The organism is Streptomyces cyanogenus, from assembly GCF_017526105.1.
Taxonomy (GTDB): domain Bacteria; phylum Actinomycetota; class Actinomycetes; order Streptomycetales; family Streptomycetaceae; genus Streptomyces; species Streptomyces cyanogenus.
In genome coordinates this window covers 3,809,891-3,834,404 of the sequence record NZ_CP071839.1, presented here as the reverse complement: position 1 = coordinate 3,834,404, position 24,514 = coordinate 3,809,891, and the positions used below count along the sequence as shown (strand labels likewise).

Annotated in this window: 22 protein-coding genes; 12 read left to right on the top strand and 10 right to left on the bottom strand. The window is 72.4% G+C overall.

What is annotated here, in order from left to right:
* The first annotated feature begins 122 nt into the window (after positions 1-122).
* From S1361_RS17075 to S1361_RS17060, 4 genes are all read left to right on the top strand, one after another.
* On the top strand, positions 123-1,631 hold the full coding sequence (locus S1361_RS17075; RefSeq protein WP_208032704.1) for a flavin-containing monooxygenase: 1,509 nt from the start codon (positions 123-125) through the stop codon (positions 1,629-1,631).
* On the top strand, positions 1,628-2,653 hold the full coding sequence (locus tag S1361_RS17070) for an alpha/beta fold hydrolase (RefSeq protein WP_208032703.1): 1,026 nt from the start codon (positions 1,628-1,630) through the stop codon (positions 2,651-2,653). Before S1361_RS17075 ends, S1361_RS17070 begins: the two co-directional genes overlap by 4 nt.
* Complete coding sequence (locus S1361_RS17065) at positions 2,650-3,534, top strand: SDR family oxidoreductase (RefSeq protein WP_208032702.1); 885 nt, start codon at positions 2,650-2,652, stop codon at positions 3,532-3,534. The genes S1361_RS17070 and S1361_RS17065 overlap by 4 nt, the downstream gene beginning before the upstream one ends.
* A gap of 88 nt (positions 3,535-3,622) precedes the next feature.
* Positions 3,623-3,841 carry a hypothetical protein gene (locus tag S1361_RS17060; protein ID WP_208032701.1) on the top strand — a complete coding sequence of 73 codons (219 nt, stop codon included), beginning with the start codon at positions 3,623-3,625 and terminating at the stop codon, positions 3,839-3,841.
* 155 nt (positions 3,842-3,996) lie between these two features.
* On the opposite strand, the gene S1361_RS17055 is transcribed toward S1361_RS17060, so the two are convergent.
* Positions 3,997-7,293: a S41 family peptidase gene (locus tag S1361_RS17055; protein WP_208032700.1), complete on the bottom strand. Its 3,297-nt coding sequence runs from the start codon at positions 7,291-7,293 to the stop codon at positions 3,997-3,999.
* Between the two features lie 166 nt (positions 7,294-7,459).
* On the opposite strand from S1361_RS17055, the gene S1361_RS17050 reads away from it, so the two are divergent.
* From S1361_RS17050 to S1361_RS17030, 5 genes are all read left to right on the top strand, one after another.
* Complete coding sequence (locus S1361_RS17050) at positions 7,460-8,062, top strand: TetR/AcrR family transcriptional regulator (protein WP_208032699.1); 603 nt, start codon at positions 7,460-7,462, stop codon at positions 8,060-8,062.
* 105 nt (positions 8,063-8,167) lie between these two features.
* Positions 8,168-10,387 (top strand): MMPL family transporter, encoded by a 2,220-nt coding sequence (locus S1361_RS17045; protein WP_208032698.1) that lies wholly within the window; start codon positions 8,168-8,170, stop codon positions 10,385-10,387.
* A gap of 147 nt (positions 10,388-10,534) precedes the next feature.
* Positions 10,535-11,020 (top strand): YbaK/EbsC family protein, encoded by a 486-nt coding sequence (locus S1361_RS17040; RefSeq protein ID WP_208032697.1) that lies wholly within the window; start codon positions 10,535-10,537, stop codon positions 11,018-11,020.
* The gene (locus S1361_RS17035) at positions 11,017-11,862 is read left to right on the top strand and encodes a DMT family transporter (RefSeq protein WP_208032696.1); all 846 of its coding nucleotides are present in this window, start codon (positions 11,017-11,019) and stop codon (positions 11,860-11,862) included. Before S1361_RS17040 ends, S1361_RS17035 begins: the two co-directional genes overlap by 4 nt.
* A 74-nt stretch (positions 11,863-11,936) precedes the next feature.
* Complete coding sequence (locus tag S1361_RS17030) at positions 11,937-12,212, top strand: DUF1876 domain-containing protein (protein WP_208032695.1); 276 nt, start codon at positions 11,937-11,939, stop codon at positions 12,210-12,212.
* A 30-nt stretch (positions 12,213-12,242) separates the two neighbouring features.
* Here the strand turns inward: S1361_RS17030 and S1361_RS17025 are convergent, their stop codons facing one another.
* The 6 genes from S1361_RS17025 to S1361_RS17000 form a co-directional block, all read right to left on the bottom strand.
* A complete protein-coding gene (locus S1361_RS17025) occupies positions 12,243-13,403 on the bottom strand; it encodes a serine hydrolase domain-containing protein (protein WP_208032694.1) in 1,161 nt (386 codons plus the stop codon).
* Positions 13,404-13,475: 72 nt separating this feature from the next.
* Entirely contained in the window at positions 13,476-13,922 is a 447-nt protein-coding gene (locus tag S1361_RS17020) for an organic hydroperoxide resistance protein (protein WP_208032693.1), read from the bottom strand.
* Positions 13,923-14,028: 106 nt separating this feature from the next.
* Positions 14,029-14,493: a MarR family winged helix-turn-helix transcriptional regulator gene (locus S1361_RS17015; protein WP_208032692.1), complete on the bottom strand. Its 465-nt coding sequence runs from the start codon at positions 14,491-14,493 to the stop codon at positions 14,029-14,031.
* The gene (locus S1361_RS17010) at positions 14,490-15,248 is read right to left on the bottom strand and encodes an energy-coupling factor ABC transporter ATP-binding protein (protein ID WP_208032691.1); all 759 of its coding nucleotides are present in this window, start codon (positions 15,246-15,248) and stop codon (positions 14,490-14,492) included. Before S1361_RS17010 ends, S1361_RS17015 begins: the two co-directional genes overlap by 4 nt.
* Positions 15,236-15,997: a cobalt ECF transporter T component CbiQ gene (gene cbiQ, locus S1361_RS17005; protein WP_208032690.1), complete on the bottom strand. Its 762-nt coding sequence runs from the start codon at positions 15,995-15,997 to the stop codon at positions 15,236-15,238. The genes S1361_RS17010 and cbiQ overlap by 13 nt, the downstream gene beginning before the upstream one ends.
* 1 nt (position 15,998) lies before the next feature.
* Positions 15,999-17,042 (bottom strand): energy-coupling factor ABC transporter permease, encoded by a 1,044-nt coding sequence (locus tag S1361_RS17000; RefSeq protein ID WP_208032689.1) that lies wholly within the window; start codon positions 17,040-17,042, stop codon positions 15,999-16,001.
* A 149-nt stretch (positions 17,043-17,191) separates the two neighbouring features.
* On the opposite strand from S1361_RS17000, the gene S1361_RS16995 reads away from it, so the two are divergent.
* Complete coding sequence (locus S1361_RS16995; RefSeq protein WP_208032688.1) at positions 17,192-17,530, top strand: SsgA family sporulation/cell division regulator; 339 nt, start codon at positions 17,192-17,194, stop codon at positions 17,528-17,530.
* On the opposite strand, the gene S1361_RS16990 is transcribed toward S1361_RS16995, so the two are convergent.
* From S1361_RS16990 to S1361_RS16980, 3 genes are all read right to left on the bottom strand, one after another.
* Positions 17,531-19,195, bottom strand: a complete 1,665-nt coding sequence (locus tag S1361_RS16990) for a penicillin-binding transpeptidase domain-containing protein (protein WP_208032687.1) — start codon at positions 19,193-19,195, stop codon at positions 17,531-17,533.
* A gap of 99 nt (positions 19,196-19,294) precedes the next feature.
* Positions 19,295-20,929, bottom strand: a complete 1,635-nt coding sequence (locus S1361_RS16985; RefSeq protein ID WP_208032686.1) for a penicillin-binding transpeptidase domain-containing protein — start codon at positions 20,927-20,929, stop codon at positions 19,295-19,297.
* A gap of 170 nt (positions 20,930-21,099) precedes the next feature.
* Positions 21,100-22,857 (bottom strand): dolichyl-phosphate-mannose--protein mannosyltransferase, encoded by a 1,758-nt coding sequence (locus S1361_RS16980; RefSeq protein WP_208032685.1) that lies wholly within the window; start codon positions 22,855-22,857, stop codon positions 21,100-21,102.
* Positions 22,858-22,983: 126 nt separating this feature from the next.
* Here S1361_RS16980 and rsmI point away from each other — a divergent pair, with 126 nt between their 5' ends.
* Positions 22,984-23,835, top strand: a complete 852-nt coding sequence (rsmI, locus tag S1361_RS16975) for a 16S rRNA (cytidine(1402)-2'-O)-methyltransferase (RefSeq protein ID WP_208032684.1) — start codon at positions 22,984-22,986, stop codon at positions 23,833-23,835.
* Positions 23,836-24,092: 257 nt separating this feature from the next.
* On the top strand, positions 24,093-24,497 hold the full coding sequence (locus S1361_RS16970; protein ID WP_208032683.1) for a hypothetical protein: 405 nt from the start codon (positions 24,093-24,095) through the stop codon (positions 24,495-24,497).
* Positions 24,498-24,514 lie beyond the last annotated feature (17 nt).

Here is a 24,514-nt window from a genome sequence, read left to right as displayed (position 1 = left end):
TATGGCGTACCGGAGGTAACTTCCTTCTCCCGCCCCCTACCGCTCGGTACGGAGCTGCTCTACAGTCCCATTGCGCCAGTAATCACTGGCAGGTTTCCTAGGTGATGCGTGGAGGCTTCGGGATGGCCGAGCACGAGCATGTACGGGTGGCGGTGATCGGGTCCGGGTTCGGCGGTCTGGGGGCCGCCGTGCGGCTGCGCCGTGAGGGAATCACCGATTTCGTCGTCCTGGAGCGGGCCGACGGCGTCGGCGGCACCTGGCGGGACAACAGCTACCCCGGGTGCGCCTGCGACGTGCCCTCGCACCTGTACTCCTTCTCCTTCGCGCCCAACCCCGACTGGCCGCGCACCTTCTCCGGGCAGCGCCACATCCGCGCCTACCTGGAGCACGTCACCGACCTCTTCGGCCTGCGCCCGCACCTCCGCCTCGGTTCCGAGGTCAAGCTGATGACCTGGGACGGCGAGAACCTGCGGTGGAACATCGAGACCACCCGCGGGGCGCTGTCGGCCGATGTCGTGGTCTCCGCCACCGGGCCGCTGTCCGACCCGAAGATCCCCGAGATCCCGGGGCTCGCGTCGTTCCCGGGCAAGGTGTTCCACTCCGCCCGCTGGGACCACGACCACGACCTGCGCGGCAAGCGGGTCGCCATGGTCGGCACCGGCGCCTCCGCGATCCAGATCGTGCCGGCCATCCAGCCGCAGGTCGGCCGGCTCACCCTCTTCCAGCGCACCCCGCCCTGGGTGATGCCCCGCGTCGACCGCGCGATCAGTGGTGCCGAACGCTGGCTGCACCGGCGGTTGCCCGTCACCGCCCAGGCCCGGCGTGGCCTGCTGTGGGGCATCCGGGAACTCCAGGTGCAGGCGTTCACCAAGCACCCGGACGAACTCGGCCTGATCGAGCAGCTCGCCAGGCGGAACATGGCCCGCGCCGTCAAGGACCCCGCCCTGCGCGCCAAGCTCACCCCGGACTACCGCATCGGCTGCAAGCGCATCCTGCTGTCCAGCACGTACTACCCGGCGCTGACCAGGCCGAACGTGGACGTCGTGGCCAGCGGACTGAGCGAGATCCGCGGGTCCACGGTCGTGGCGGCCGACGGCACGGAGGCCGAGGCCGACGTGATCATCTTCGGTACGGGCTTCCACGTCACGGACATGCCCATCGCCGAGCGGGTGGTGGGCGCGGAGGGCATCACGCTGGCCGAGTCCTGGAAGAACGGCATGCGGGCGCTGCGCGGCGCCTCGGCGGCCGGGTTCCCGAACTGGATGACGATCATCGGGCCCAACACCGGCCTCGGGAACTCCTCGATGATCCTCATGATCGAGTCCCAGCTGAACTACATGGCCGACTATCTGCGGCAGCTGGACGTCCTCGGCGGGGGTACCGCCCTCGTCGCCCGGCCCGCCGCCGTCGACGCCTGGAACCACAGGGTGCAGGAGCGCATGAAGCGCACCGTCTGGAACACCGGTGGCTGCACCAGCTGGTACCTGGACGCGAGCGGTCGCAACACCACCATCTGGCCGGGCACGACGACCGAGTTCCGGCGCGCGACCCGGCGGGTCGACCTCGCGGAGTACGAGGTGATCCGCAAGCCCGCGGTGGTCTCCGGGCGGAAGAGCGAGGCCGCCGCGTGAGCCCCGTCGCCTCGGCCGCGGACGGCCCCTACGCCCCGCCCGTCCCGGCCCGCACCCTCACCGCCGTCTCCGCCGACGGCGCGCGGCTGCACGTCGAGGTGCACGGCCCCGAGGGGGCGCCCCCGGTGGTCCTCGCCCACGGCTGGACCTGCTCGACGGCCTTCTGGGCAGCGCAGATCCGGGACCTGGCCACCGACCACCGGGTGATCGCCTACGACCAGAGGGGGCACGGGCGCAGTCCCGCGAGCCCGGCGTGCACGCCCCGGGCGCTGGCGGACGATCTCGAAGCGGTGCTCGCGGAGACGCTCGCGCCCGGGGAGAAGGCGCTCGTCGTCGGCCACTCCATGGGCGGCATGACGGTCATGGCGGCGGCCGGGCGGCCCCGCTTCCGAGAGCACGCCGCCGCCGTCCTGCTGTGCAGCACGGGCAGTTCGCGGCTGGTCGCGGAGGCGCGCGTGGTGCCGTTGCGCGCCGGGCGGGTGCGCACCTGGATCACCGGGCGGGTCCTCGGTTCGCGCGCTCCCCTGGGGCCGGTCACGCCGGTGGGCAAGCGCATCCTCAAGTACGCCACCATGGGCGCCGGTTCCGCCCCGCACATGGTGGAGGCGTGCGCGCGGATCGTGCACGCCTGCCCGCGCGCCGTGCGCCACGCCTGGTCGGCCGTCCTCTCGGCGCTCGATCTCGACCACGGGGTGCGGGAGTTGGACCTGCCCACCGCGGTGGTGCAGGGTACGGACGACCGGCTCACGCCCCCGGTGCACGCCCGGGCGCTGGTCGCCGCGCTGCCGAACTGCGTCGGGCTGACCGAGCTGCCCGGCGTCGGCCACATGACCCCGATCGAGGCGCCGGAGCCGGTGACCGGCCGGATCCGGGAACTCGTCGGGGCGTACGTCACGGGGACCGCTCCCGCGCGTGGTTCCATCCCCGCGCAGGCCGAGCGGTCCGAGCAGGCCGAGCGGACCGAGCACACCGAGCAGACCAAGCACACCGAGCAGATCGGTCGGATCAAGGAGGGCGCATGAGCAGGGTCAGCCTCGAAGGGCAGGTCGCGGTCGTCACCGGGGCGGCGCGCGGCGTCGGCGAGCTGCTGGCGCGCAAGCTCTCCGCGCGCGGCGCGAAGGTCGCGCTGGTCGGACTGGAGGAGGAGGCGCTCAAGGAGGTCTCCGGGCGGCTGCACAGCGACAGCGCCCACTGGTACGCCGACGTCACCGACCACGAGACGATGAGCAGGGTCGCGCAGGAGGTGAAGGAGCGCTTCGGGAAGGTCGACATCGTGGTGGCCAACGCCGGTGTGGCGACCGGCGGTCCGTTCGCCGAGTCCGATCCGCAGGCCTGGCGGCGGGTGATCGAGGTGAACCTGATCGGCTCGGCGGTGACCGCGCGCGCGTTCCTGCCGGTGCTGGTGGAGAGCCGCGGCTACCTTCTCCAGGTCGCCTCGCTCGCCGCGATCACGCCGGCGCCGATGATGACGGCGTACTGCGCGTCCAAGTCGGGCGTGGAGGCGTACGCGCACAGCCTGCGTGCCGAGGTCGGCTACCAGGGCGTGCGCGTGGGCGTCGCGTACCTGTCCTGGACCGACACCGACATGGTGCGCGGCGCCGACCAGGACGACGTCATGCGGGAGCTGCGGCAGCGGCTGACGTGGCCGGCGAACAAGACGTACCCGCTGGGCCCGACGGTGGACCGGCTGGTCGCCGGGATCGAGCGGCGCTCGGCACACGTGTACGGGCAGTGGTGGCTGCGCGGCATGCAGGGGGTGCGCGGATATCTGCCGGCGCTCATCGGGGCGGTCGGGCAGCGTGAGATGAAGCGGTTCGCGCCGCGCCTGAAGGGGGTGCGCTCCGGGCTCGTCGGCGCAGGTGGGGCGGCCGACGAGGCCGCGCGTACTACGCTCCGTAACTGATCGACATGCAGCGCGTGTTCGCCCGTGTGAACCTGGTCGAGGCCCCACAGAGGGGCCGAACCCCCACTCATCACGGGAGTGAACCCACATGGGTATGAAGGACCAGTTCCAGGACAAGTCGCGCCAGGCCAAGGAGAAGATGGACCAGGGCCGCGAGAAGATCGGCCAGCGCGGTCAGCAGGGCCGCCAGGGGCAGCAGGGCCGTCAGGGCCAGCAGCCGCCTGAGCGGGGCGGTCAGAACTACCGTGACATCGAGGACACGGAGCAGCAGGTGGAGGACCGGTTCGACCGGGACTACGACGCCTAGCCGCTGCGCTCGGCTTTGGCCGGTTGACGTGGGGTGCCCCCTGTCTCGGGGGGTGCCCTGCGTTCCTTTTCGGGGGCTCGGTCGTCTGTCGGGTGCGGGTGCGTCGGGGCTGGTCACGCAGTTCCCCGCGCCCCTTCTTGCGCTGCCCCTCGTTTTCAGGTCGCCCTCGGGGGGAGTTTCGGCCGGGAGCGGTTCGGGACGTCGCTGTAGTCGGGGGGAACCGCCGCCGGGTTGGACTCCAGGAGTTCCAGGGCGAGTTCCACCGCGTCGGCGAGCTGGGCGTGGCGGCCCTCCGCCCAGTCGAGGGGGGTGCGCAGGATCTCCAGGTCGGGGGCGACGCCGTGGTTCTCCACGGACCAGCCGTAGGCGTCGAACCAGGCCGCGTTCATCGGGACGGTGATGACCGTGCCGTCGCCGAGGCGGTGCCGGCCGGTCATGCCGACGACTCCGCCCCAGGTGCGCTGGCCGACGACCGGGCCGAGTTCGAGCAGCTTGAAGGCCGCCGTGATCATGTCGCCGTCGGACGAGGTCGCCTCGTCGGCCAGCGCGACCACCGGGCCGCGCGGGGCGTTCGAGGTGTACGACACCGGTTGCGCCTCCCGGGTCAGGTCCCAGCCCAGGATGGTCCGGGTCAGCTTCTCGATGACGAGTTCGCTGATGTGCCCGCCCGCGTTGCCGCGCACGTCCACGATCAGCGCGGGCCGGGACACCTCCATGCGCAGGTCGCGGTTGAACTGGGCCCAGCCGGAGCCGCCCATGTCGGGGATGTGCAGGTAGCCGCACTTGCCGTCGCTCAACTCGCGTACGACCTCGCGGCGTTTGGCCACCCAGTCCTGGTAGCGCAGCGGCCGTTCGTCGATGAGCGGGACGACGGCGACCCGCCGGGCGTGCCCGGTCTCGCCCTCGGCGGGCAGGAAGGTCAGCTCCACGGTCGTACCGCCCGAGCCGGCGAGCAGGGGATAGGGGCCGGTGACCGGGTCGACCGGGCGGCCGTCGACGTGGGTGAGGACGGCGCCCTCGCGGATGCCCGTGCCGGCCAGCGGGGAGCGGGCCTTGGAGTCGGAGGAGTCGCCGGGCAGGATCCGCTTGACCACCCAGTGGCCGTCGCGGCGGACGAAGTTGGCGCCGAGGAGGCCCTGCCAGCGCTGGTAGTGGGACGGGCCCTCGTTGCGGCGGGCGGCGGTAACGTAGGCGTGGGAGGTGCCCAGTTCACCGAGGACCTCGCGGAGCAGGTCGGCGAACTCGTCGGGGGACGCGACCCGTTCGACCAGGGGGCGGTACTGGTCGAGCACCGCGTCCCAGTCGATGCCGCACATGCCCGGGTCCCAGAAGTAGGCGCGGATCAGCCGCCCCGCCTCGTCGTACGCCTGGCGCCACTCGGCGGGCGGGTCGGCCACGTGCAGGATGCGGCGTACGTCGATCCAGACGGTCGAGTCGGCGTCGCCGATCTCGGTGGACGGCACCGCCCGCAGGTCGCCCTCGTCCACGACGACCAGCCGGGTGCCGTCGCCGCTCACCGCGAACCAGTCCAGGTGGTCGACCAGTTCCGCCTTCTTCGCCTTGGTGAGGTTGAAGTACTCCAGGGTCGGGCGGCCGCTGATGTCGGCGGGATTGGCGAAGGTCTCGCCGAGCGCCCCGGAGATCGGCCAGCGCAGCCAGACCAGGCCGCCGCCCGCGACCGGGTACAGCGCCGAGTACTTGGAGGCGATGACCGGGAACGGCGTGACCCGGTTCGCCAGGCCCTCCACCTCGACCGTCACCGCGCCGGCTTCACCGGTCTCCTCGTCCTCCAGCGGGTCGAGCCCGCCGGCGGCCGGGCGGCCCTCGGGGTTGAGGGCGAAGGGGGACGGGGTCGCGGAGGAGAGCGGGACCAGGTAGGGGCGGCAGCCGAGCGGGAAGGACAGGTCGCCGGTGTGCACGTCGTAGACCGGGTCGAAGCCGCGCCAGGAGAGGAAGGCGAGGTAGCGGCCGTCGCGGGTGAAGACCGGGTTCTCGTCCTCGAAGCGGCCGTTCGTCACGTCCACGATCAGCCGGTCCTTGATGCGGGCCAGCTTGATCTGGCGCAGGGTGCGGCCGATGCCGGGGTGGGACCAGGTGAGCCAGGAGCCGTCGGGGGAGAAGGCGAGGTCGCGGACCGGGCCGTTGGCGGACCGGATCAGCTCGGTGACCTCCCCGCGCGGGCCGGCGGCACCGGGCTCTCCCTCCCCTTCCTCCCTTTCCTCCGCATCCTCTGCACCCTCCTCCTCCGTGACGTCGATCAGCAGCAGGCGGCCGTCGTGGGAGGCGACGGCCAGGCGTTCGCCCTGGGGGTCGCAGGCCAGCTCCAGGACCCGGCCCAGGTCTCCGGAGGCCGGGCGGCGGGGGGCGCGCGCGCCGGTGGCGCGGGGGAGGTGGGCGATCTCGACGGCGTCCTCGCCCTCGGCGTCGGTGACGTAGGCGACCTGCCCGGTGGAGCCCAGCATCTCCGGCAGCCGCACCCGGACGCCGGGCGTCTCGGTGATCGTACGGGCCGGGCCGTCGCGGTGGGTGAGCCAGTACAGGCTGCCGCGGACGACGACCGCGCTGGCCCGGCCGGTCTCGTCCACGGAGACGCCGTCGATGTTCTGTGCGGCGGGCACCTGGTAGGGGCGGCGGCCGGTGCGCGGGCCGGCGAGCCGGACGTCGAGCCTGCGCGGTGCGCCGGCCGGGGAGAAGTCGTCCACCAGCCACAGGTCGCCCGCGCACTGGTAGACCACCCGTTCCCCGTCGCTGGAGGCGTGCCGGGCGTAGAAGGCGTCGTGGTCGGTGTGGCGGCGCAGGTCGGTGCCGTCGTAGGCGCAGGAGTAGAGGTTGCCGACGCCCTCGTGGTCGGAGAGGAAGGCGATCCGGCCGGCGACGAACAGGGGGGAGGCCAGATGGCCGTCGAGGTCCGGCAACAGGCGCTGCCCGTGCAGCCACAGCCGGCCCATGGCGCCGCCGCGGTACCGCTTCCAGGAGGCCGGTTCGTGCGGCGGGGTGCCGGTGAGCAGCAGGGTCTTGCGCTCGCCGGCGAGGTCGGCGACCTGGATGTCGGCGACCGGGCCCCAGGGCAGCCGCCCGCCCGGGTCGCCGTCGGCGGGGACCTTGTAGGCCCAGGTGAAGTGGGAGAAGGGCTGGCCGTGGGAGGCGACGGCCAGGATGTCGCCGTCCGGGGTCCAGCCGCAGACCTGGGTGTCGGCGCTGCCCCAGTACGTCAGCTGCCGTGCGGGGCCGCCGTCGACGTCGACGAGGTGGATCTCGGGGACGAGGCTGCGCCAGGTCGTGTAGGCGATCCGGCGGCCGTCGGGGGCGAAGCGCGGGTGGCCGGCCTTGGTGCGGTCCACGGTGAGCCGCCAGGCGCGGCCGGGGGTGTCGAGCGGAGCCAGCCAGAGGTCGTCCTCGGCGACGAAGCACAGCAGGTCGCCGCTGAGGTGGGGAAGGCGCAGATAGCTCACCTCCCCATGCTTTTCCGGTCAAAGGGCACCAGCAACTCGTGGCGTCTTCTTATGGGGTCTTCACCTTCGTGACCCACCACACGTACGAAACGGTTTCGTTTCGAAGACTGGCGGGGTATCGTCGGTGAGGTACGAAGACGGAAAGCCGGAGCGGGAAGGTGACGGCATGACAGAAGCCACTGCCCCGGCACGGCGCAGCCGGATCACGCCCGAGCGCGAGGCCGAGCTGTACGACGCGGTGCTCGACCTGCTCCGCGAGGTCGGCTACGACGCCCTGACGATGGACGCCGTGGCCGCCCGCACCCGGTCCAGCAAGGCCACGCTCTACCGCCAGTGGGGCGGCAAGGCCGAACTGGTCGCCAAGGCCGTGCGGCACAACAAGCCGGGCCGGGTCGCCGACGTCGACACCGGCTCGCTCAAGGGCGATCTGCACGCGCTCACCCTGCGTGCGGACGACTGCGAGATGGAGCAGAGCTCCGCGCTGATGCGGGGCCTGGCCATGGCGGTGCACGGCAACCCGGATCTGCTCAAGGCGTTCCGGGAGCACCTCGTCGAGCCGGAGATGGCGGAGTTCCGCCGCGTGCTGCAACGCGCGGTCGACCGGGGCGAGGTCCGTGCGGACAACCCCGCGCTCGGCTTCGTGATGCACATGATGATCGGCGCGTTCGCCGCCCGCACCATGATCGACGAGCAGCCGCCGACGCAGGACTTCCTCCTTTCGTACATCGACGCCGTGGTCCTCCCCGCCCTCGGCGCGCGCACCTCCTGATCCACGCTCTCCCCAGCGAGCCCACCACCTGACGTCACCGCTCACGTCGTCGGGCTGATCGCCCCTGCCCAGCCGAACCCACGACCTGACCGGGAGTACGCCTCCGTGGCCACGTTCCTCTACAGACTCGGCCGTCTCGCCTTCAGGCGACGGCACTTCGTCGCCCTCATATGGGTCGCGCTGCTCACCCTCGCCGGGGTGGGCGCCGCCTCCGCGCCGGCCGCCGGCAACACGTCCTTCTCCATCCCCGGCACCGAGGCCCAGAAGGCCTTCGACCTGCTGGAACAGCGCTTCCCCGGGATGAGCGCCGACGGCGCCACCGCCCGGGTCGTCTTCAAGGCCCCGAAGGGCGAGAAGATGACGGACGCCGTCAACAAGGCGACCGTCATGAAGACCGTCAGGGAACTGCGGAGCGGCTCCGAGGTCGCCTCGGTCGCCGACCCCTACACCGGGCACGCCGTCAGCAAGGACGGCACCATCGCCTACGCCTCGGTGAAGTACAAGGTCTCCGGCATGGAGCTGGAGGACTCCGCCAAGGACTCCCTGAAGGAGACCGCGCAGGACGCGCGGGACGCGGGCCTGACCGTCGAGGTCGGCGGTGACGCGCTGACCGCGACCCCCGAGACCGGATCCAGCGAGATCATCGGCATCGCGGTCGCCGCGGTCGTCCTGGTCATCACCTTCGGCTCGCTGCTCGCGGCCGGGTTCCCGCTGCTCACCGCCATCATCGGGGTCGGCATCGGGGTCTCGACCATCGCCGCGCTGGCCCATGCCCTGGACCTGGGCTCCACCACCTCCACCCTCGCATCGATGATCGGCCTCGCCGTCGGCATCGACTACGCCCTGTTCATCGTCTCCCGCTACCGCGCCGAACTCGCCGAGGGCCGCGAACGCGAGGAGGCCGCCGGCCGTGCGGTCGGCACGGCGGGCTCGGCGGTGGTCTTCGCCGGCCTGACCGTCGTCATCGCCCTGGTCGGCCTGTCCGTCGTCAACATCCCGATGCTGACGAAGATGGGCATCGCGGCCGCGGGCACCGTCGCCATCGCCGTCCTCATCGCCCTGACCATGATCCCGGCGCTGCTCGGCTACGCCGGCCGCAAGGTCAAGCCGGCCGGCCAGAAGAGCAGGCTGCTCGGGGGCGGCCGTACGCCGAAGAACCCCGGCCGCCCCAACATGGGCACCCGCTGGGCCGGCTTCGTCGTCCGCCGCCCGGTCGCCGTCCTCCTGCTCGGCGTGATCGGCCTCGGCGCGGCGGCGGTCCCGGCCGCCTCCCTGGAACTCGGCCTGCCCGACGACGGCTCCCAGCCCGTGTCCACCACCCAGCGCCGCGCCTACGACCTGCTGTCCGAGGGCTTCGGACCCGGCTTCAACGGCCCCCTGATGATCGTCGTCGACGCCAAGGGCAGCGCCGATCCCAAGGCCGCGTTCACCGAGGTCGGCGACGAGATCAAGGGCCTGAAGGACGTCGTCACCGTCACCCCGGCCACGCCCAACAAGGCCGGCGACACCGCGACGATCACCGTCGTGCCCCGGTCCAAGCCGTCCTCGGCGACCACTGAGGACCTGGTGCACGCCATCCGCGACAAGGGCGCGGACATCGCCCGGGACACCGGCTCCACGGTCCTGGTCACCGGTTCGACGGCGATGAACATCGACGTCTCGCAGAAGCTGAACGACGCGCTCCTGCCGTACCTCGCCCTGGTGGTCGGACTGGCCTTCCTGCTGCTGATCGTGGTCTTCCGCTCGGTGCTGGTCCCGCTGAAGGCGGCCCTCGGCTTCCTGCTGTCGGTGATGGCCGCGCTCGGCGCCGTCGTCGCGGTCTTCCAGTGGGGCTGGCTGTCCGGCCTGATGAACGTCGAGCAGACCGGCCCGGTCATGTCGATGATGCCGATCTTCATGGTGGGTGTCGTCTTCGGCCTCGCGATGGACTACGAGGTGTTCCTCGTGACCCGGATGCGCGAGGCGTACGTCCACGGCGAGAAGCCCGCCCAGGCGGTGGTGACCGGCTTCCGGCACGGCGCCCGGGTCGTCACCGCCGCCGCCGTCATCATGATCGCCGTCTTCTCCGGCTTCATCGGCTCCAGCGAGTCGATGGTCAAGATGATCGGCTTCGGCCTCGCGATCGCCGTCTTCTTCGACGCCTTCATCGTCCGCATGGCCATCGTCCCGGCGGTGCTCGCCCTGCTCGGCAAGCGTGCCTGGTGGCTGCCGGGGTGGCTGGACCGCGCACTGCCCAACGTCGACGTCGAGGGCGAGGGGCTGCGCACCGCGGCCGGCCGCAGGGACGCCGACCCCGACGGGGAGAAGGAGCTGGTACGCGCCTGACGTACCGCTTCTGACGGCAGAGCCGCCGGTGAGGGTGCCCGTGGGGACGGGGCTGCACCCTCACCGGCTTTCTCCGTCCCGGGGTCTGCTGCGCGCCCGCCAGGAATTCGTTTCGTACACCACGCAGTGACCCGCTAGCGTGCGCCCATGACGACCGCGCATCCTCGTTTCGCCGCCGCACTGGAGGAATCGGGACTGGGGGAGGTGCTCGTCCGGGTCCGGAGCTTCCCGGAGGCGACCCGGACCGCGGCCGAGGCCGCCGCCGCGATCGGGTGCGAGCTGAGCCGGATCTGCAAGTCGCTGGTCTTCGCCGCGGACGGGGCCCCGGTGCTGGTCCTCATGGACGGGGCCTCCCGGGTGGACGTGGAACGGGTGCGGTGGGAACTGGGCGCCCGGAAGGTCACCCGGGCCGACGCCGGCGTGGTCCGCGACACCACCGGGTACGCCATCGGCGGCGTACCGCCCTTCGGGCACCGCACGCGCACGCGGGTCCTCGCGGACCGCTCGCTGCTCGCGCACGACGTGGTGTGGGCGGCGGCCGGCACGCCGTACAGCGTCTTCCCGATCGAGCCGGAGGCACTCGTCGCCCACGCGGGCGCGACGCTGGTGGACGTGCGCGAGCGGACCGCGTGACGCCCCTGGTCGCGGCGGCCGTGCTGCTCGCCGCCGTCACCCACGCCAGCTGGAACGCCATCGCGCACCGCATCACCGACAAGCTCGTCGGCTTCGCCCTGATCTCCGGCGGCGGGCTGCTGATCGGGCTCGCGATCACACCGTTCACGGCGTTCCCGGCCGGGCCCGCCTGGCCGTACCTGCTCGCCTCGGCGGCCGTGCACATCGCCTACTACGCCCTGCTCATGACCTCGTTCCGGCTGGGCGACTTCGGGCAGGCGTACCCCATCGCGCGCGGCAGCGCGCCCCTCGTCGTCACCCTGCTCGCCGCCGTCTTCGCGCACGAGGTGCCCGGCGCCTGGGCGAGCGCCGGCATCGCCGTGTCCTGTCTCGGCCTGACCGGCGTCAGCCTCTGGGGACTGCGCGGGAAGCGGCCGGACTGGGCGGCGATCGGCGCGGCCCTGGCGACCGGTCTGACGATCGCCGTGTACACCGTCATCGACGGCATGGGCGTACGGGCCTCGGGCACGTCCCTCGGGTACATCGCCTGGCTCATGGCCGTCCAGGGCTCGGTCCTGCCCGTGTTCCTGTACGCACGCGCGCGTGCCGACACGGTACGGCTGCTGCGGCCGTACGCCGCCCTCGGCCTCCTCGGCGCCGCCCTGTCCGTCACCGCCTACGCCCTGGTGCTGTGGGCCCAGACGAGGGCCGCGCTCGCCCCGATCGCCGCCCTGCGCGAGTCGTCCATCATCGTCGGCGCGGCCATCGGCGCCCTGTTCTTCAAGGAGCGCTTCGGCGCCCCGCGGATCGCGGCGGCGGCCCTGGTGGTGCTGGGCATCGGGCTGATGCTGCGCGCCGGTTGACCCCCGGCGCCGACATGACGGGCCGGGGTCGCGAGGCGCACCCTGGAGACAGCGAGTTCTCGGAGGTGGCCGTCATGATGCACACCACTGTCGGATGGCATGTCGAGCTGGAGTTCATGGAGGACGATCAGCACACGCGCGCGGTGGCGCTGGTGCGCTTGCCCGACGGCTCCGAGGTGCGGGCCCACGGCCGCGCCAGCCGGCACCGCGTCGACGCGAACCAGCCCCGGGTCGGCGAGGAGATCGCGGGCGCCCGCGCCCTGAACGAACTGGCCATGCAGCTGCTGACCAAGGCCCACGAGGAGATCGACGCGGCGTCCGGGCGGACCTCGCACCCGATCCACGTCTGACACCCGGCGTGCGCCCAGGTCGCCCGCGGATCAGGCGAGCGCCGCGCGGACCGCTCGTACCAGGGCCTGGGCCCTCGGGTCCGCCGTGACGCTCTGCCGGAAGCCGTTGGTCACGTAGCCGAAGGCGATGCCCGAGTCGGAGTCGGCGAAGGCGAGGGCGCCGCCGCGGCCGGGATGGCCGAAGGAGCCGGGGGAGAGCAGCGGGGAGGCGGCGCCGTGCAGCATGTAGCCGAGGCCGAACCGGGTGCCCACCACCAGCACCCGGTCCGGCCCGGCGGACTGCTCGGCACGGGCCAGCTCCACGGTTTCCGGGGTGAACAGGCGGGTGCCGCCGTCCACCTCGCCGATGAGCGAGGCGTAGAAGCGCGCGAGTCCGTCGGCCGTGGCGATGCCGTTGGAGGCGGGCAGGGCGGCGGCCCGGTAGGCGGCATCGTTCTCGTCGGGCAGCGGGGTGATCGCGGCGAAGGCGCGCCGGGTCAGGGACGCGGGGTCGGCGTAGGCCTCGGCGACGGCGCGCTTGGGGCGGGTCCTCAGGCCGCCCGCGCTCTCCGGTGCGTCCACCGGCCCGACGCGGCCCACGCGCGCGTGCTCCGCCTGCGGCAGGCCGAGCCACAGGTCCGCGCCGGCCGGCCCGGCGATCTCGTCCGCGATCCACTCGCCGACCGGGCGGCCGGTGACCCGGCGGAGCAGTTCGCCGGTGAGCCAGCTGTAGGTCTGGGCGTGGTAGCCGTGGTCCGAGCCCGGGTCCCACACCGGGGCCTGCGCGGCGACGGCCGCGGCGCCGAGGTCGGGGTCGGCGGCCTCGGCCGGGGTCAGCGGGCGGTCCAGCACGGGCACGCCCGCGCGGTGTGCGAGCAGGTGCCGTACGCGCGTGTGCTCCTTGCCTGCGGCCTTGTACTCCGGCCAGTACGTGCCGACCGGGGCGTCCAGGTCCAGCTCGCCGCGCTGGTGCAGGAGCAGCAGCGCGGCGGCGGCGACGCCCTTGGTGGCGGAGCGCACGACCTGCGCGGTGCCGGGCTGCCAGGGGGCCGTACCGTCCACGTCCGCCGTGCCGGCCCACAGGTCGACGACCTTGTGCCCGTCGCGGTAGACGGCGACGGCCGCGCCGCGCTCGCCGAGCAGCGCGAAGTTCGCGGCGAACGCCTCCCTGACCGGCTCGAAGCCCTCGGCCACAGTGCCGTTCACGTCCACGCCCGCCGTCCCTTCCATTGCCTGCGACAGCGGGTGCAACGCGGGCCGTGCGCCTGTGATTCCTCGGTGGGATCAGCCCAGCACAATCGTTACGTCGATGTTGCCGCGAGTTGCGTTCGAGTACGGGCACACCTCGTGCGCCGCGTCCACCAGCCGGGCCGCCACCTCGGGGTCCAGGACCGGCAGGGAGACGCTCAGGGCGACCGCGAGGCCGTAGCCGCGGTGCCTGTTGGGGCCGATGCCGACCTTCGCGGCCACCGTGGAGCCGGTCAGGTCGTAGCCCTCGCGGTTGCCGACCATGATCAGCGCGTTGTGGAAGCAGGAGCTGTAGCCGGCCGCGAAGAGCTGTTCCGGGTTGGTGCCGTCGCCGTGGCCACCCAGCTCCGGGGGCATCGCGACCTTCAGCTCGATCCGGCCGTCCTGGCTGGTGACATAGCCGTCCCGGCCGCCGTGGGCGGTGGCCTCGGCGACGTACATGATCTTCGTCGGGCGCGTGTCGACAGCGGTTGCCTCGGTCATGGCCGGCCTCCCCCGGAAAAAGTGGCGCACAAGTACATCGTGCACAAGGTACTTGCCGGTAGGCCGGCGTGGGACGTAGGGGGTGGCAACCGGGGGTAACCCGGACTCAGTACCGGTCGGCCGCCGCGACGGCGCGCTCGGTCAGCTTCCACAGCTCCTCGCGCAGCCGCGCGATCTCCTGCGCGCCGAGCCCCGTCGTCGTGAGCAGCGCGCCGGGCACGCGCGCCGCGCGCTCCCTCAGTTCCTCGCCGCGCCCGGTGCACGCCACGAGCACCGAGCGCTCGTCCTCCGGCGCGCGCTCCCTGCGCACCAGGCCCGCCCCCTCCAGCCGCTTCAGCAACGGCGAGACGGTGCCGTAGTCCAGCCGCAGGGCCCCCGCCAGCTCCTTCACGGTGCTCTCCCCGCGCTCCCACAGCACCAGCAGCACCAGGTACTGCGGGTAGGTGAGCCCGAGGTCGTCCAGCAGCGGGCGGTACGCGGCGGTCACGGCGCGCTGCGCCGCGTACAGCGCGAAGCACAGCTGGTCGTCCAGCAGCAGCGAGCCCTCGGCGGCGGCGTCCTCGTTCGTCACGCGCCCATTGTCACGGACTTCGGGTCGAAGCCGAACGGCAGCTCCAGCCGGTGTGCCCGCATCAGCTCCTCGTCGGACAGCAGCGCGGCCGTCGGGCCGTCCGCCGCGATCACCCCGTCGCTCAGGACGAGCGAGCGCGGGCACAGCTCCAGGGCGTACGGCAGGTCGTGCGTGACCATGAGGACCGTGACGTCCAGGGAGCGCAGGATGTCGGCGAGTTCCCGGCGGGAGGCCGGGTCCAGGTTGGAGGACGGCTCGTCCAGGACCAGGATCTCCGGCTCCATGGCGAGCACGGTGGCCACCGCCACCCGGCGGCGCTGCCCGAAGGACAGGTGGTGCGGCGGCCGGTCGGCGAAGTCCTGCATCCCGACCCGCTCCAGCGCGGTGCGCACCCGCTCCTCCAGCTCGGCCCCACGGATCCCGGCGGCGGCCGGCCCGAACGCCACGTCCTCCCGCACGGTCGGCATGAACAGCTGGTCGTCCGGGTCCTGGAAGACGATGCCGACCTTCTGCCGGATCGCGGCCATGTGCTGCCTGCCGACCGGCAGCCCGGCCACGGTCACCGTGCCGGTGCCGCCGCCCAGGATGCCGTTGAGGTGCAGCACCAGGGTCGTCTTGCCGGCGCCGTTCGGGCCGAGCAGGGCGACCCGTTCGCCGCGCGCGAGGGAGAAGTCCACGCCGAACAGGGCCTGGTGGCCGTCGGGGTAGGCGAAGGCGAGGCCGGAGACCTCCAGAGAAGCTGTCACAGCATCCATCCCAGCAGACAGACGACGAGGGCGGCACAGGGGAGGGCGAGGGCGTACGACCACTGGGCGCGGGACGCGGTCACCTCGTCGATGACCGGCATCGCTCCTGCGTAGCCCCGGCTCACCATGGCCAGGTGCACGCGCTCCCCGCGCTCGTAGGAGCGGATGAACAGCGCGCCGGCGGACTTGGCGAGCACGCCCCAGTGCCGCACGCCCTTCGCCTCGAAGCCGCGCGACTCGCGGGCGATCCGCATCCGGCGCATCTCGTCGGTGATGACGTCGCCGTAGCGGATCATGAAGGACGCGATCTGCACGAGCAACGGCGGCAGCTTCAGCCGCTGGAGTCCCAGCAGCAGTTCGCGCAGCTCGGTGGTGGCGGCCAGCAGCACGGAGGCGGCGACGCCGAGCGTGCCCTTGGCGAGCACGTTCCAGGCGCCCCACAGCCCGTTCACGCTCAGCGAGAGCCCCAGTACGTGCACCCGCTCGCCCTCGGCCACGAACGGCATGAGCACCGCGAACGCGACGAACGGCACCTCGATCAGCAGCCGCCTGAGCAGGAAACCGGCGGGCACGCGCGCGAGGTACGCGACGGACGCGAGCAGCCCGGCGTACACCGCGAACGCCCACACGGCCTCGCGCGGGGTCGACACGACGACCACCACGAACAGGAAGACGGCGGCGAGCTTGGTGTGCGGCGGCAGGCCGTGCACGGGCGAGTGCCCGTGCCGGTAGAGCCGGTGCGCGTGTCCCGCTCCCACGTCAGACGCCCGTGCTCGCGGGCGAGACGTCCTCGCTGCGCCGCCGGCGCAGCGCCCAGAACACCGCGCTGCCCGCGACGATCGTGACCCCGACGCCGATCACACCGGCGAGGCCGCCGGACAGCCGGGAGTCGGCGATGTCCTTCACGCCGTAGTCGGCCAGCGGCGAGCCGGCCGTGGCGTGCTTCTCCGCCTTCTTGTCGATGCCCTGGTCGTGCGCGACCTTCTCCAGGCCGTCGGGGGCGGCGGAGGCGTAGAAGCTGACGAATCCGGCGAGGACGAGGGAGGTGACGAGCCCGGTGATCCACAGCGTGCGCCGCGAGGTGCGCGCCGCCACGGGCGCCGTGGGCGCGGGCGCGTCCACCAGTTCGCCGTTCACACGCAGCCGGAGCCGCTGCTGCAGCCCGCGCGCGCCGTGCACAAGGTCCGGGCGTACGGCGATGACGGCGCCGACGGTGAGCGCGGTGATGACCGCCTCGCCGATGCCGATCAGCACGTGCACGCCGATCATCGCGGTGGCGACCTTGCCGGGGGAGACGTCGGTGGTGCCGCCGACCGCGTAGACCAGCGTGAAGGCGACCGCGGCGGCCGGTACGGACACCAGCGCGGCGACGAAGGAGGCGACGGTCACCGAGCGCCGCTTGCGGGGCAGCACGGCGAGCAGGCCGCGGAAGACGGCGTAGGAGACGACCGTCGTGACGATCGCCATGTCGGTGATGTTCACACCGAGCGCGGTCAGCCCGCCGTCGGCGAACAGGACGCCCTGCATGAGCAGGACGACCGACACGCACAGCACGGCGGTACAGGGGCCGACGAGTATCGCGGCGAGGGCCCCGCCGAGGAGGTGGCCGCTGGTCCCGGCCGCGACCGGGAAGTTCAGCATCTGTACGGCGAAGATGAACGCCGCCACCAGGCCGGCCAGCGGTGCCGTGCGCTCGTCGAGTTCGCGGCGGGCGCCGCGCAGGCTCACCGCCAGGGCGCCGGCGGCGACCACCCCGGTGACCGCGGAGGTGGGGGCGTCGATGAATCCGTCAGGTACGTGCACCTGACGATTTTAGGGCCTTGTTGCGAACGATTTGCAAGAGAGACGAAGTCTCGCCGCTCACCGGGGCGGGAACCGGAAAATGTGCGACTCTTGATGGAAAGCGGATGCACAGCTTTCGCATAGGTCACGGTGCGTGAGAGGGCGGTCCGATGTCTGTAGTCGAACAGTACGCGCGCGCTCATATCGTCACGGACGAGGAGGACCCGGGGGCCGTGCCCGTCGTGCTGCGGTACGACCCGGACGCCGACCCACGGTCGGTCCGCGTGGGCCTGCCCGGACCCCACGAGTGGACCTTCTCCCGCACACTCCTGGAACGGGGACTGATGGCGCCGGCCGAGAGCGGCGACGTCCGGGTGTGGCCCTGCGGGCGGGTCCAGGCCGTGGTCGAGTTCCACTCCGACCACGGCGTCGAAGTGGTGCAGTTCGAGTCGAAGGCGCTGCTCCGGTTCCTCCGCCGGACGTACACCGCCGAACCCGTACGGAGCTGATCAGCCCCCGAGCTTCAGCAGCTTCGCCACGATCGGTCCGGCCGTGTCACCGCCGTGCCCGCCCGCCTGCACCACGCCGGCCGCGGCGAGGTCGCCCCGGTAGGCGGTGAACCAGCCGTTCGGCTTCTTCTGGCCGTCGACCTCCGCCGAGCCGGTCTTCGCGCCGTAGTCCGGGCCGAGCCCCGACATCGCCTCGGCGGCCGTGCCGTACGCGGCCGTGTACCGCATCAGCTCACGCAGCTGGGACAGCGTCTTCGGCGACAGGGTGCGGGAGGCGGTGGCCGTCGTGCGGTGGTCCACCGACGGCGAGACCAGGTACGGCTGGTGGAAGCCGCCCGACTTCACGGTCGCCGCCACGGAGGCCATGTTCAGCGGGTTCATGCGCACCCCGCCCTGCCCGATCAGCGAGGCCGCCATCTGCGCCGCCGACTGCACCGGCACCGAGCCGTCGAAGGTGGGCACACCGATCGCCCAGTTGTTCATCGACAGCCCGAAGACCTGCTGGGCCTGCTTGGTCAGGTCGTCGTTCTTCAGCTTCTTCGCCTGGCTGATGAAGGCCGTGTTGCAGGACCGGGCGAAGCTCGCCTTGAAGGTGCCGCCCTTGATCTCGAAGTCGTCGTCGTTGTGGAACTTCCAGCCGCCGTAGGTCACCGTCTTCGGGCAGGGGTGCCGCTTGTCCGCCGACGCCAGGCCCTTGTCGATCAGCAGCGACGAGGTGATGATCTTCATGGTGGAGCCGGGCGCGAGTGAGCCCTGGAAGGCGGTGTTGAAGCCGTGCCCGCTGTTGGCGACCGCGAGGATCTCCCCGGTCGAGGGCCGCAGCGCGACCACCGAGGCCCGCGCGCGCTTCGCCACCTGCTGCTCGGCGGCGGCCTGGAGGGTGGGGCTGAGCGTCGTCTTCACGGTGCCCGGGGTGCCCTTGCTCAGTTCCACCAGCGTCTTGTCGGAGAGCTTGGCGGCCTTGGCCGCCTTGCCGCGCACCACGCGCAGCTCGACGCCCGCCGTGCCGCCCGCCTTCTTGCCGTACTTCTCCCGCAGTCCGTCCAGCACCGTGCCGAGCGACGGGTACCGGGCGGTCGTGATCTCGGCGCCGTCGCGGTCCAGCGCCTTGACCGGCGGGGTGCCGGACGCGCCGGTCACGAGCGTGTCGCCGTCCCGCAGGTCGGGGTGGACCACGGCGGAGTGCCAGTCGACCAGCGGCCTTCCGTCGCTCGCGCGGCGCACCACGGTGAGCGCACTGCCGTAGGACAGCGGCTTGCTGAGCTTGCGGTAGGCCACCGTCGCCTTCACCGTGAAGGGCACCTCGGTGCCCTTCGCCGCCCCCGGGGTGAGCGTGACGTCCTTCAGGTGGGCGTCCTTGGTGTAGCCGGTGAGCAGCTTGCCGGCGGCGGACGGGTCGTCGGTGGCGGCCGCGGCCTCGGTGACCCTGCCGTGCTGCCAGGCGGTGAGGAAGCGGGTGGAGGCCGTGCGGATCTCGGCAGCGGTGAGCGGGCCGGAGGGGACGGCCTTGTGGTCGGCCGTGGCGCCGGTCCGCTCGTCGGCCGCGGCCCCGCCGTACAGGGCGTAGACGCCGAGCCCGGCACCGCCGACCACCACGGCGATCATTCCGCCGAGTACGGCGGGCCGGGTCTTGCGCCGCTCGGTGACGCGCCTTCTCTTGCCCACAGCCTCAGTTCCTCCGCACCTTTCCCCAGGGTCCCCGTAAGCCCCTCACACTCCCCAACGACGGCATTCACCTTAAAGTCCCCGCCTTCGCGGGTGATCTCAGCCGGCGTTCCGCAGCACGCTTGCGACAATCGGCCCGGCCGCGTCGACGCCGTGTCCGCCGTCCTGCACCATGGCCGCCGCCGCCACATCGCCCCGGTATCCGGTGAACCAGCTGTCCGACCTGGCCTCTCCGTCCACCTCGGCCGACCCGGTCTTCGCGCCGACGTCGCCGCCCAGCCCGGCCATCACCCCCGCCGCGGTGCCGCTGCGGGCGGTGCGGTTCATCAGGGCGCGCAGCTGCCCGACCGTGCCCGAGGACAGCCCGCGCGCGCGTGCCGGTTCGCGGCCGTCCAGCTTCAGCGGCACGATCACCGGCTGGCGGAAGGCGCCGGTCGTCGCGGTCGCCGTGACGGACGCCATGTTCAGCGGGCTCATCTGCACCTGGCCCTGGCCGATCAGGTTGGCCGCGGTGTCCGGGCCGCCGGAGGCGGGCACCCGGCCGTCGAACGTGGGCACCCCGACCTGCCAGTTGTTCCGCCCGAGCCCGAACCGCTCCTCGGCCTCCCGGGTGAGGGAGTCGACCTTCACCTCGTCCGCGAACTTCACGAACGCCGTGTTGCAGGAGCGGGCGAAGCTGTCGGCGAGGGTGGCGTGCTCGTCCGGCGCCAGGCCCTTGAGGTTCTGGAAGGTCTGGCTCTGCCAGACGGCCGACGGCGGGCAGGGTGCCGGTCCGTTCGCCGTGGTCAGGCCGTTGTCGATGAGGGTCGCGGCGCTGATGATCTTCATGGTGGAGCCGGGGGCGCGTTCGCCGAGGAGGGCCGCGTCGAAGCCGTCGTTGCGGTTGTTGGCGACGGCCAGGATCTCGCCGGTGCTCGGCTTGACGGCCACGACGGAGGACTCGGGGTACTTCTCCACTGCCTTCTCGGCCGCCGCCTGGACGCTCGCGCTGAGCGTCGTGCGGAGCTTGCCGGGCCTGCCCTTGGCGAGGGTCAGCAGCGGGGTGTCCGCGGCCTGGCTGCCGTCCGCCGCCGCCTGATGGCGGATCACGAGTTCCACCCCGGGCCGGCCGCCGGTCTTGTCGCCGTACCGCTTGCGCAGCTCGTCCAGGATCGGGCCGAGCGACGGGTACGTCACCCGGGTGAGCACCTTGCCCCGGCGGTCCACGGCCTCGATCTCCGGGGCGGCCGACTCGCCGGTGCTGAGCGTGTCCCCCTTGCGCAGGCGCGGGTGGACGACGGAGGGCTGCCAGTCGACCAGCGCGCGGTGCGAGGTCTCACCGCGGACGACGGTCAGGGTGCCGCGGTACGACAGCGGGCGGGACACGCCGTTGTACGACACCGTCGCCCGCACCGTGAACGGCACCGTGTCGCCGGTGGCCCGGCCGGGCGTGATCCGCACCTTCCCGATGTGCGCGTCACCGGAGTAGGCCGTCAGCAACTGCTGGGCCGCCTCGGGGAAGTTGGTGTACGAGGCCGCGGTCGCCGCGTCGCCCTTCTGCCAGGCCGCGAAGAAGGCACCGGTGGCCTGCTCCACCTCGGAACCGCTGGGCGGACCGGTGCGCACGGGCGCCGCGCCTGCCGTACCGCCGTCGCCGTTCAGCGCGGACGCGACGTTGTAGAGCCCGTAACCGGCCCCGCCCAGCAGCGTGACGCACACACCGCCTATGACGCCCGCTTTGACGCCCTTGCGCATGCGCGGATCCCCCTCCGTCTCCGACCTGTTGAACACGTTCAAACAGGTAGTCCTGGAGCACTGTAAGCGGTTGTGGCGCCCGCTTGTGGCCGGAGTTGCCGATTGTTGTCCGAACGGAGATGCGCTCCACCGGCCGGCCGGGACCCCTCAGACACCGGAGGCCGCGCGCCCTACACCCACGTGTCCAGCCACATCCGCGACCGCCACGAGTCGATCGGGATCGCCTGGCCCGTGTACAGCGGCCAGAAGTAGATGAAGTTCCAGCTGATCAGCAGGACCAGGACGCCCGCCGCCGACGCGCCGATCACGCGGCGGGTGTCGCCGGCGCCCGGTGGGCCCACGATCGCGCCGATCATCATCGCCACCGCCAGGCACAGGAACGGCAGGAAGACGACCGCGTAGAAGAGGAAGATCGTCCGTTCCTGGTACAGGAACCACGGAAGATAGCCCGCCGCGATGCCGCAGGCGATGGCACCGGCCCGCCAGTCACGGCGGAAGGCCCAGCGCCACAGGACGTACAGGATCGCGAAGCAGGCCGCCCACCACAGCAGCGGGGTGCCGATCGCCAGGACCTCCCGGGCGCACTTCTGGCCCGCGTCTGCCGGGCAGCCGTCGGCGCCGGGGGAGGGGGACTCGTAGAAGTACGACACCGGGCGGCCCAGCACGATCCAGCTCCACGGGTTGGACTGGTACGTGTGCGGCTGGTCGAGGTGGACGTGGAACTTGTACACCTCGTGCTCGTAGTGCCACAGGCTCCGCAGCCAGTCCGGCAGGAACGCCCAGGTGCCGCCCTTGCCGTCGGTGGCCGCCCAGTTGCGGTAGTAGCCCCCCTTGCCGTCGGCCGGGGAGAGGATCCAGCCGGTCCAGGAGGCCACGTAGACCACCAGCGCCACCGGGACCGTCGCCACGAAGGCAAGCCCGGTGTCGTACTTGAGAGCCGCGGCGTACGGGTGGTGGGCGCCGGCCACCTTGCGTGTGCCGACGTCCCACAGGACCGTCATCACACAGAACGCGGCCAGGACGTACAGGCCGTTCCACTTCGTGCCCGCGGCCAGGCCCAGCATCACCCCGGCCGTCCAGCGCCACGGGCGCCACCCGAACCGGAAGGCGTCCGTGACCTGCGCGTCCGGCCGTACCCGCCCGTCCGCCGCGACCGGCAGCGCGGCGGCCAGTCTCTCCCGCGCCCGGTCCCGGTCCACGACCAGGCAGCCGAACGCGGCCACCACGAAGAACATCAGCACGCCGTCGAGCAGCGAGGTCCGGCTCATCACGAAGTGCAGGCCGTCCACCGCCATCAGCGCGCCCGCGAGGCAGCCCAGGAACGTCGAGCGGAACATCCGGCGGCCGATCCGGCACAGCAGCAGCACGCTCAGCGTGCCGAGCAGCGCCGTCATGAACCGCCAGCCGAACGGGTCGAACCCGAAGACCAGTTCGCCGAGCCCGATGACGTACTTGCCGACCGGCGGGTGCACCACGTACGCCGGATCCGTCGGGACCGCCAGCCGGTCGCCCTGCTGCAGCACCAGGTCGTTGGCGTTCTTGCCGTACTGGTCCCAGCTGACCTCGAACCCGCGGTGGACGAGCGCCCACGCGTCCTTGGCGTAGTACGTCTCGTCGAATATCACCGCGTGCGGGCTGCCCAGGTTCCAGAACCGCATGACGCCCGCCATCAGCGTCACCAGCAGCGGCCCGCCCCAGCCCGACCAGCGGGTGAGCCGCTCGGCGAGGACCGGCGACACGCCGAGCGCCCGCCACAGCCGGGGGCTCGGCTCGGCGTACGGCGGCACCAGCCGGTCGCGTACGTCGCCCGAGGGCGCGTCCGCGGCCGGCGCGTACCCGAATCGGCGCAGCCGCTGCTGCCACGACGGCCGCTGGTCGTGCGGTGCCTGCCCCTGCCGGAGGTCCATGGAGGACGCGGTACTGGTCACCGCGCCATCGTAGGGAACCGGCCTGTGGGAGTCCCGTGCATGTGCGGTACCGGTCGGGACACGGTCCGTTTCCCCCCGAATGCGAGCCCCCGGAACCGGCCCGGGAACTCCTGGGAGGATGGGGGCGTGACTGGAACCCTTGTCCTGGCAGGTACCCCCATCGGCGACATCGCGGACGCGCCGCCCCGGCTCGCCGAGGAACTGGCCGGCGCCGACGTCGTCGCCGCCGAGGACACCCGGCGGCTGCGCCGGCTCACCCAGGCGCTCGGCGTCACCCCGAAGGGCCGCGTGCTGTCGTACTTCGAGGGCAACGAGTCCGCCCGTACGCCGGAACTGGTCCAGGAGCTGCTCGGCGGCGCGCGCGTGCTGCTGGTGACCGACGCCGGGATGCCGTCGGTCTCCGACCCGGGCTACCGGCTGGTCGCGGCCGCCGTCGAGCAGGACATCCGGGTCACCGCCGTCCCCGGGCCGTCCGCCGTGCTCACCGCGCTCGCCCTGTCCGGGCTGCCCGTGGACCGGTTCTGCTTCGAGGGCTTCCTGCCCCGCAAGGCCGGCGAACGGCTGTCCCGGCTGCGCGAGGTCGAGGGCGAGCGGCGCACCCTCGTCTACTTCGAGGCCCCGCACCGGCTCGACGACACCCTCGCCGCGATGGCCGAGGTCTTCGGCGCGGACCGGCGGGCCGCCGTCTGCCGCGAGCTGACCAAGACGTACGAGGAGGTACGGCGCGGTCCGCTCGCCGAACTGGCGCGGTGGGCCGCCGAGGGCGTGCGCGGGGAGATCACCGTCGTGGTGGAGGGCGCGCCCGAGCCCGGACCCGAGGAGCTGGACGCCGCGGAACTGGTCCGCCGGGTACGGGTGCGCGAGGAGGCCGGCGAGCGCCGCAAGGAGGCCATCGCGGCGGTGGCGACCGAGGCCGGGTTGCCGAAAAGGGTCGTGTTCGACGCCGTGGTCGCCGCCAAGAAGGCAGACCCGAGCTAGCCGGCCAGGCCCTGCGGCCCGGGGGTGCGCCAGGCCTCTGAGCAGGTCTCTTCTCGGGTGAGCGTGCGCCCCATGGGCGGGCAAAGGGCTGGCGTCGATGGCAAAGCTCAGCCGTCTCGTTCGCGTCTCTTCGGCAAGCGATGTCCAAATCGCCTCCAACACTCGACAGGCCTGATGCGCTCGTCCCGGCCGAGGCGTCCACTGGTCGGAGGACGCACCCGTCCATCAGGGACGCACCTGTGCAACAGGGAGCTGGCATGAGTGACATAGCAGGGCAGACCGGTCTCCGCGGTACGGCCACGGCCGTCGTTCACGAGTCCTATTCGTTCGCCTGCATGCGCTGCGGGCACGGCTGGGAGCAGTCGTACGAGATAGAGCACCACACGGACGCCGAGGGCCGGGAGTTCGTGCTGTACGTGGCCGACGGCCGGGTCGTGCCGTCGCCGCTCAGCCGGCCGTGCTGCCACAACTGCGACGGCCACGTCGTGCGGATCATGCGCGCGGGCCAGGTCTCCTCCGTGCGCGGCGCGGCCGGCCGGCAGCAGCACCGGGTGCCGCCGGCGGGCCCGGCCGAGGCGCCGCAGGTGCCGGCGGCGGCCAGGGAGCCGCACCACTGGCACCTGTCCGACCTGCTGCACCCCTTCCAGCGCAGGGCGAGCTGAGCGGATCACCGGCCGCC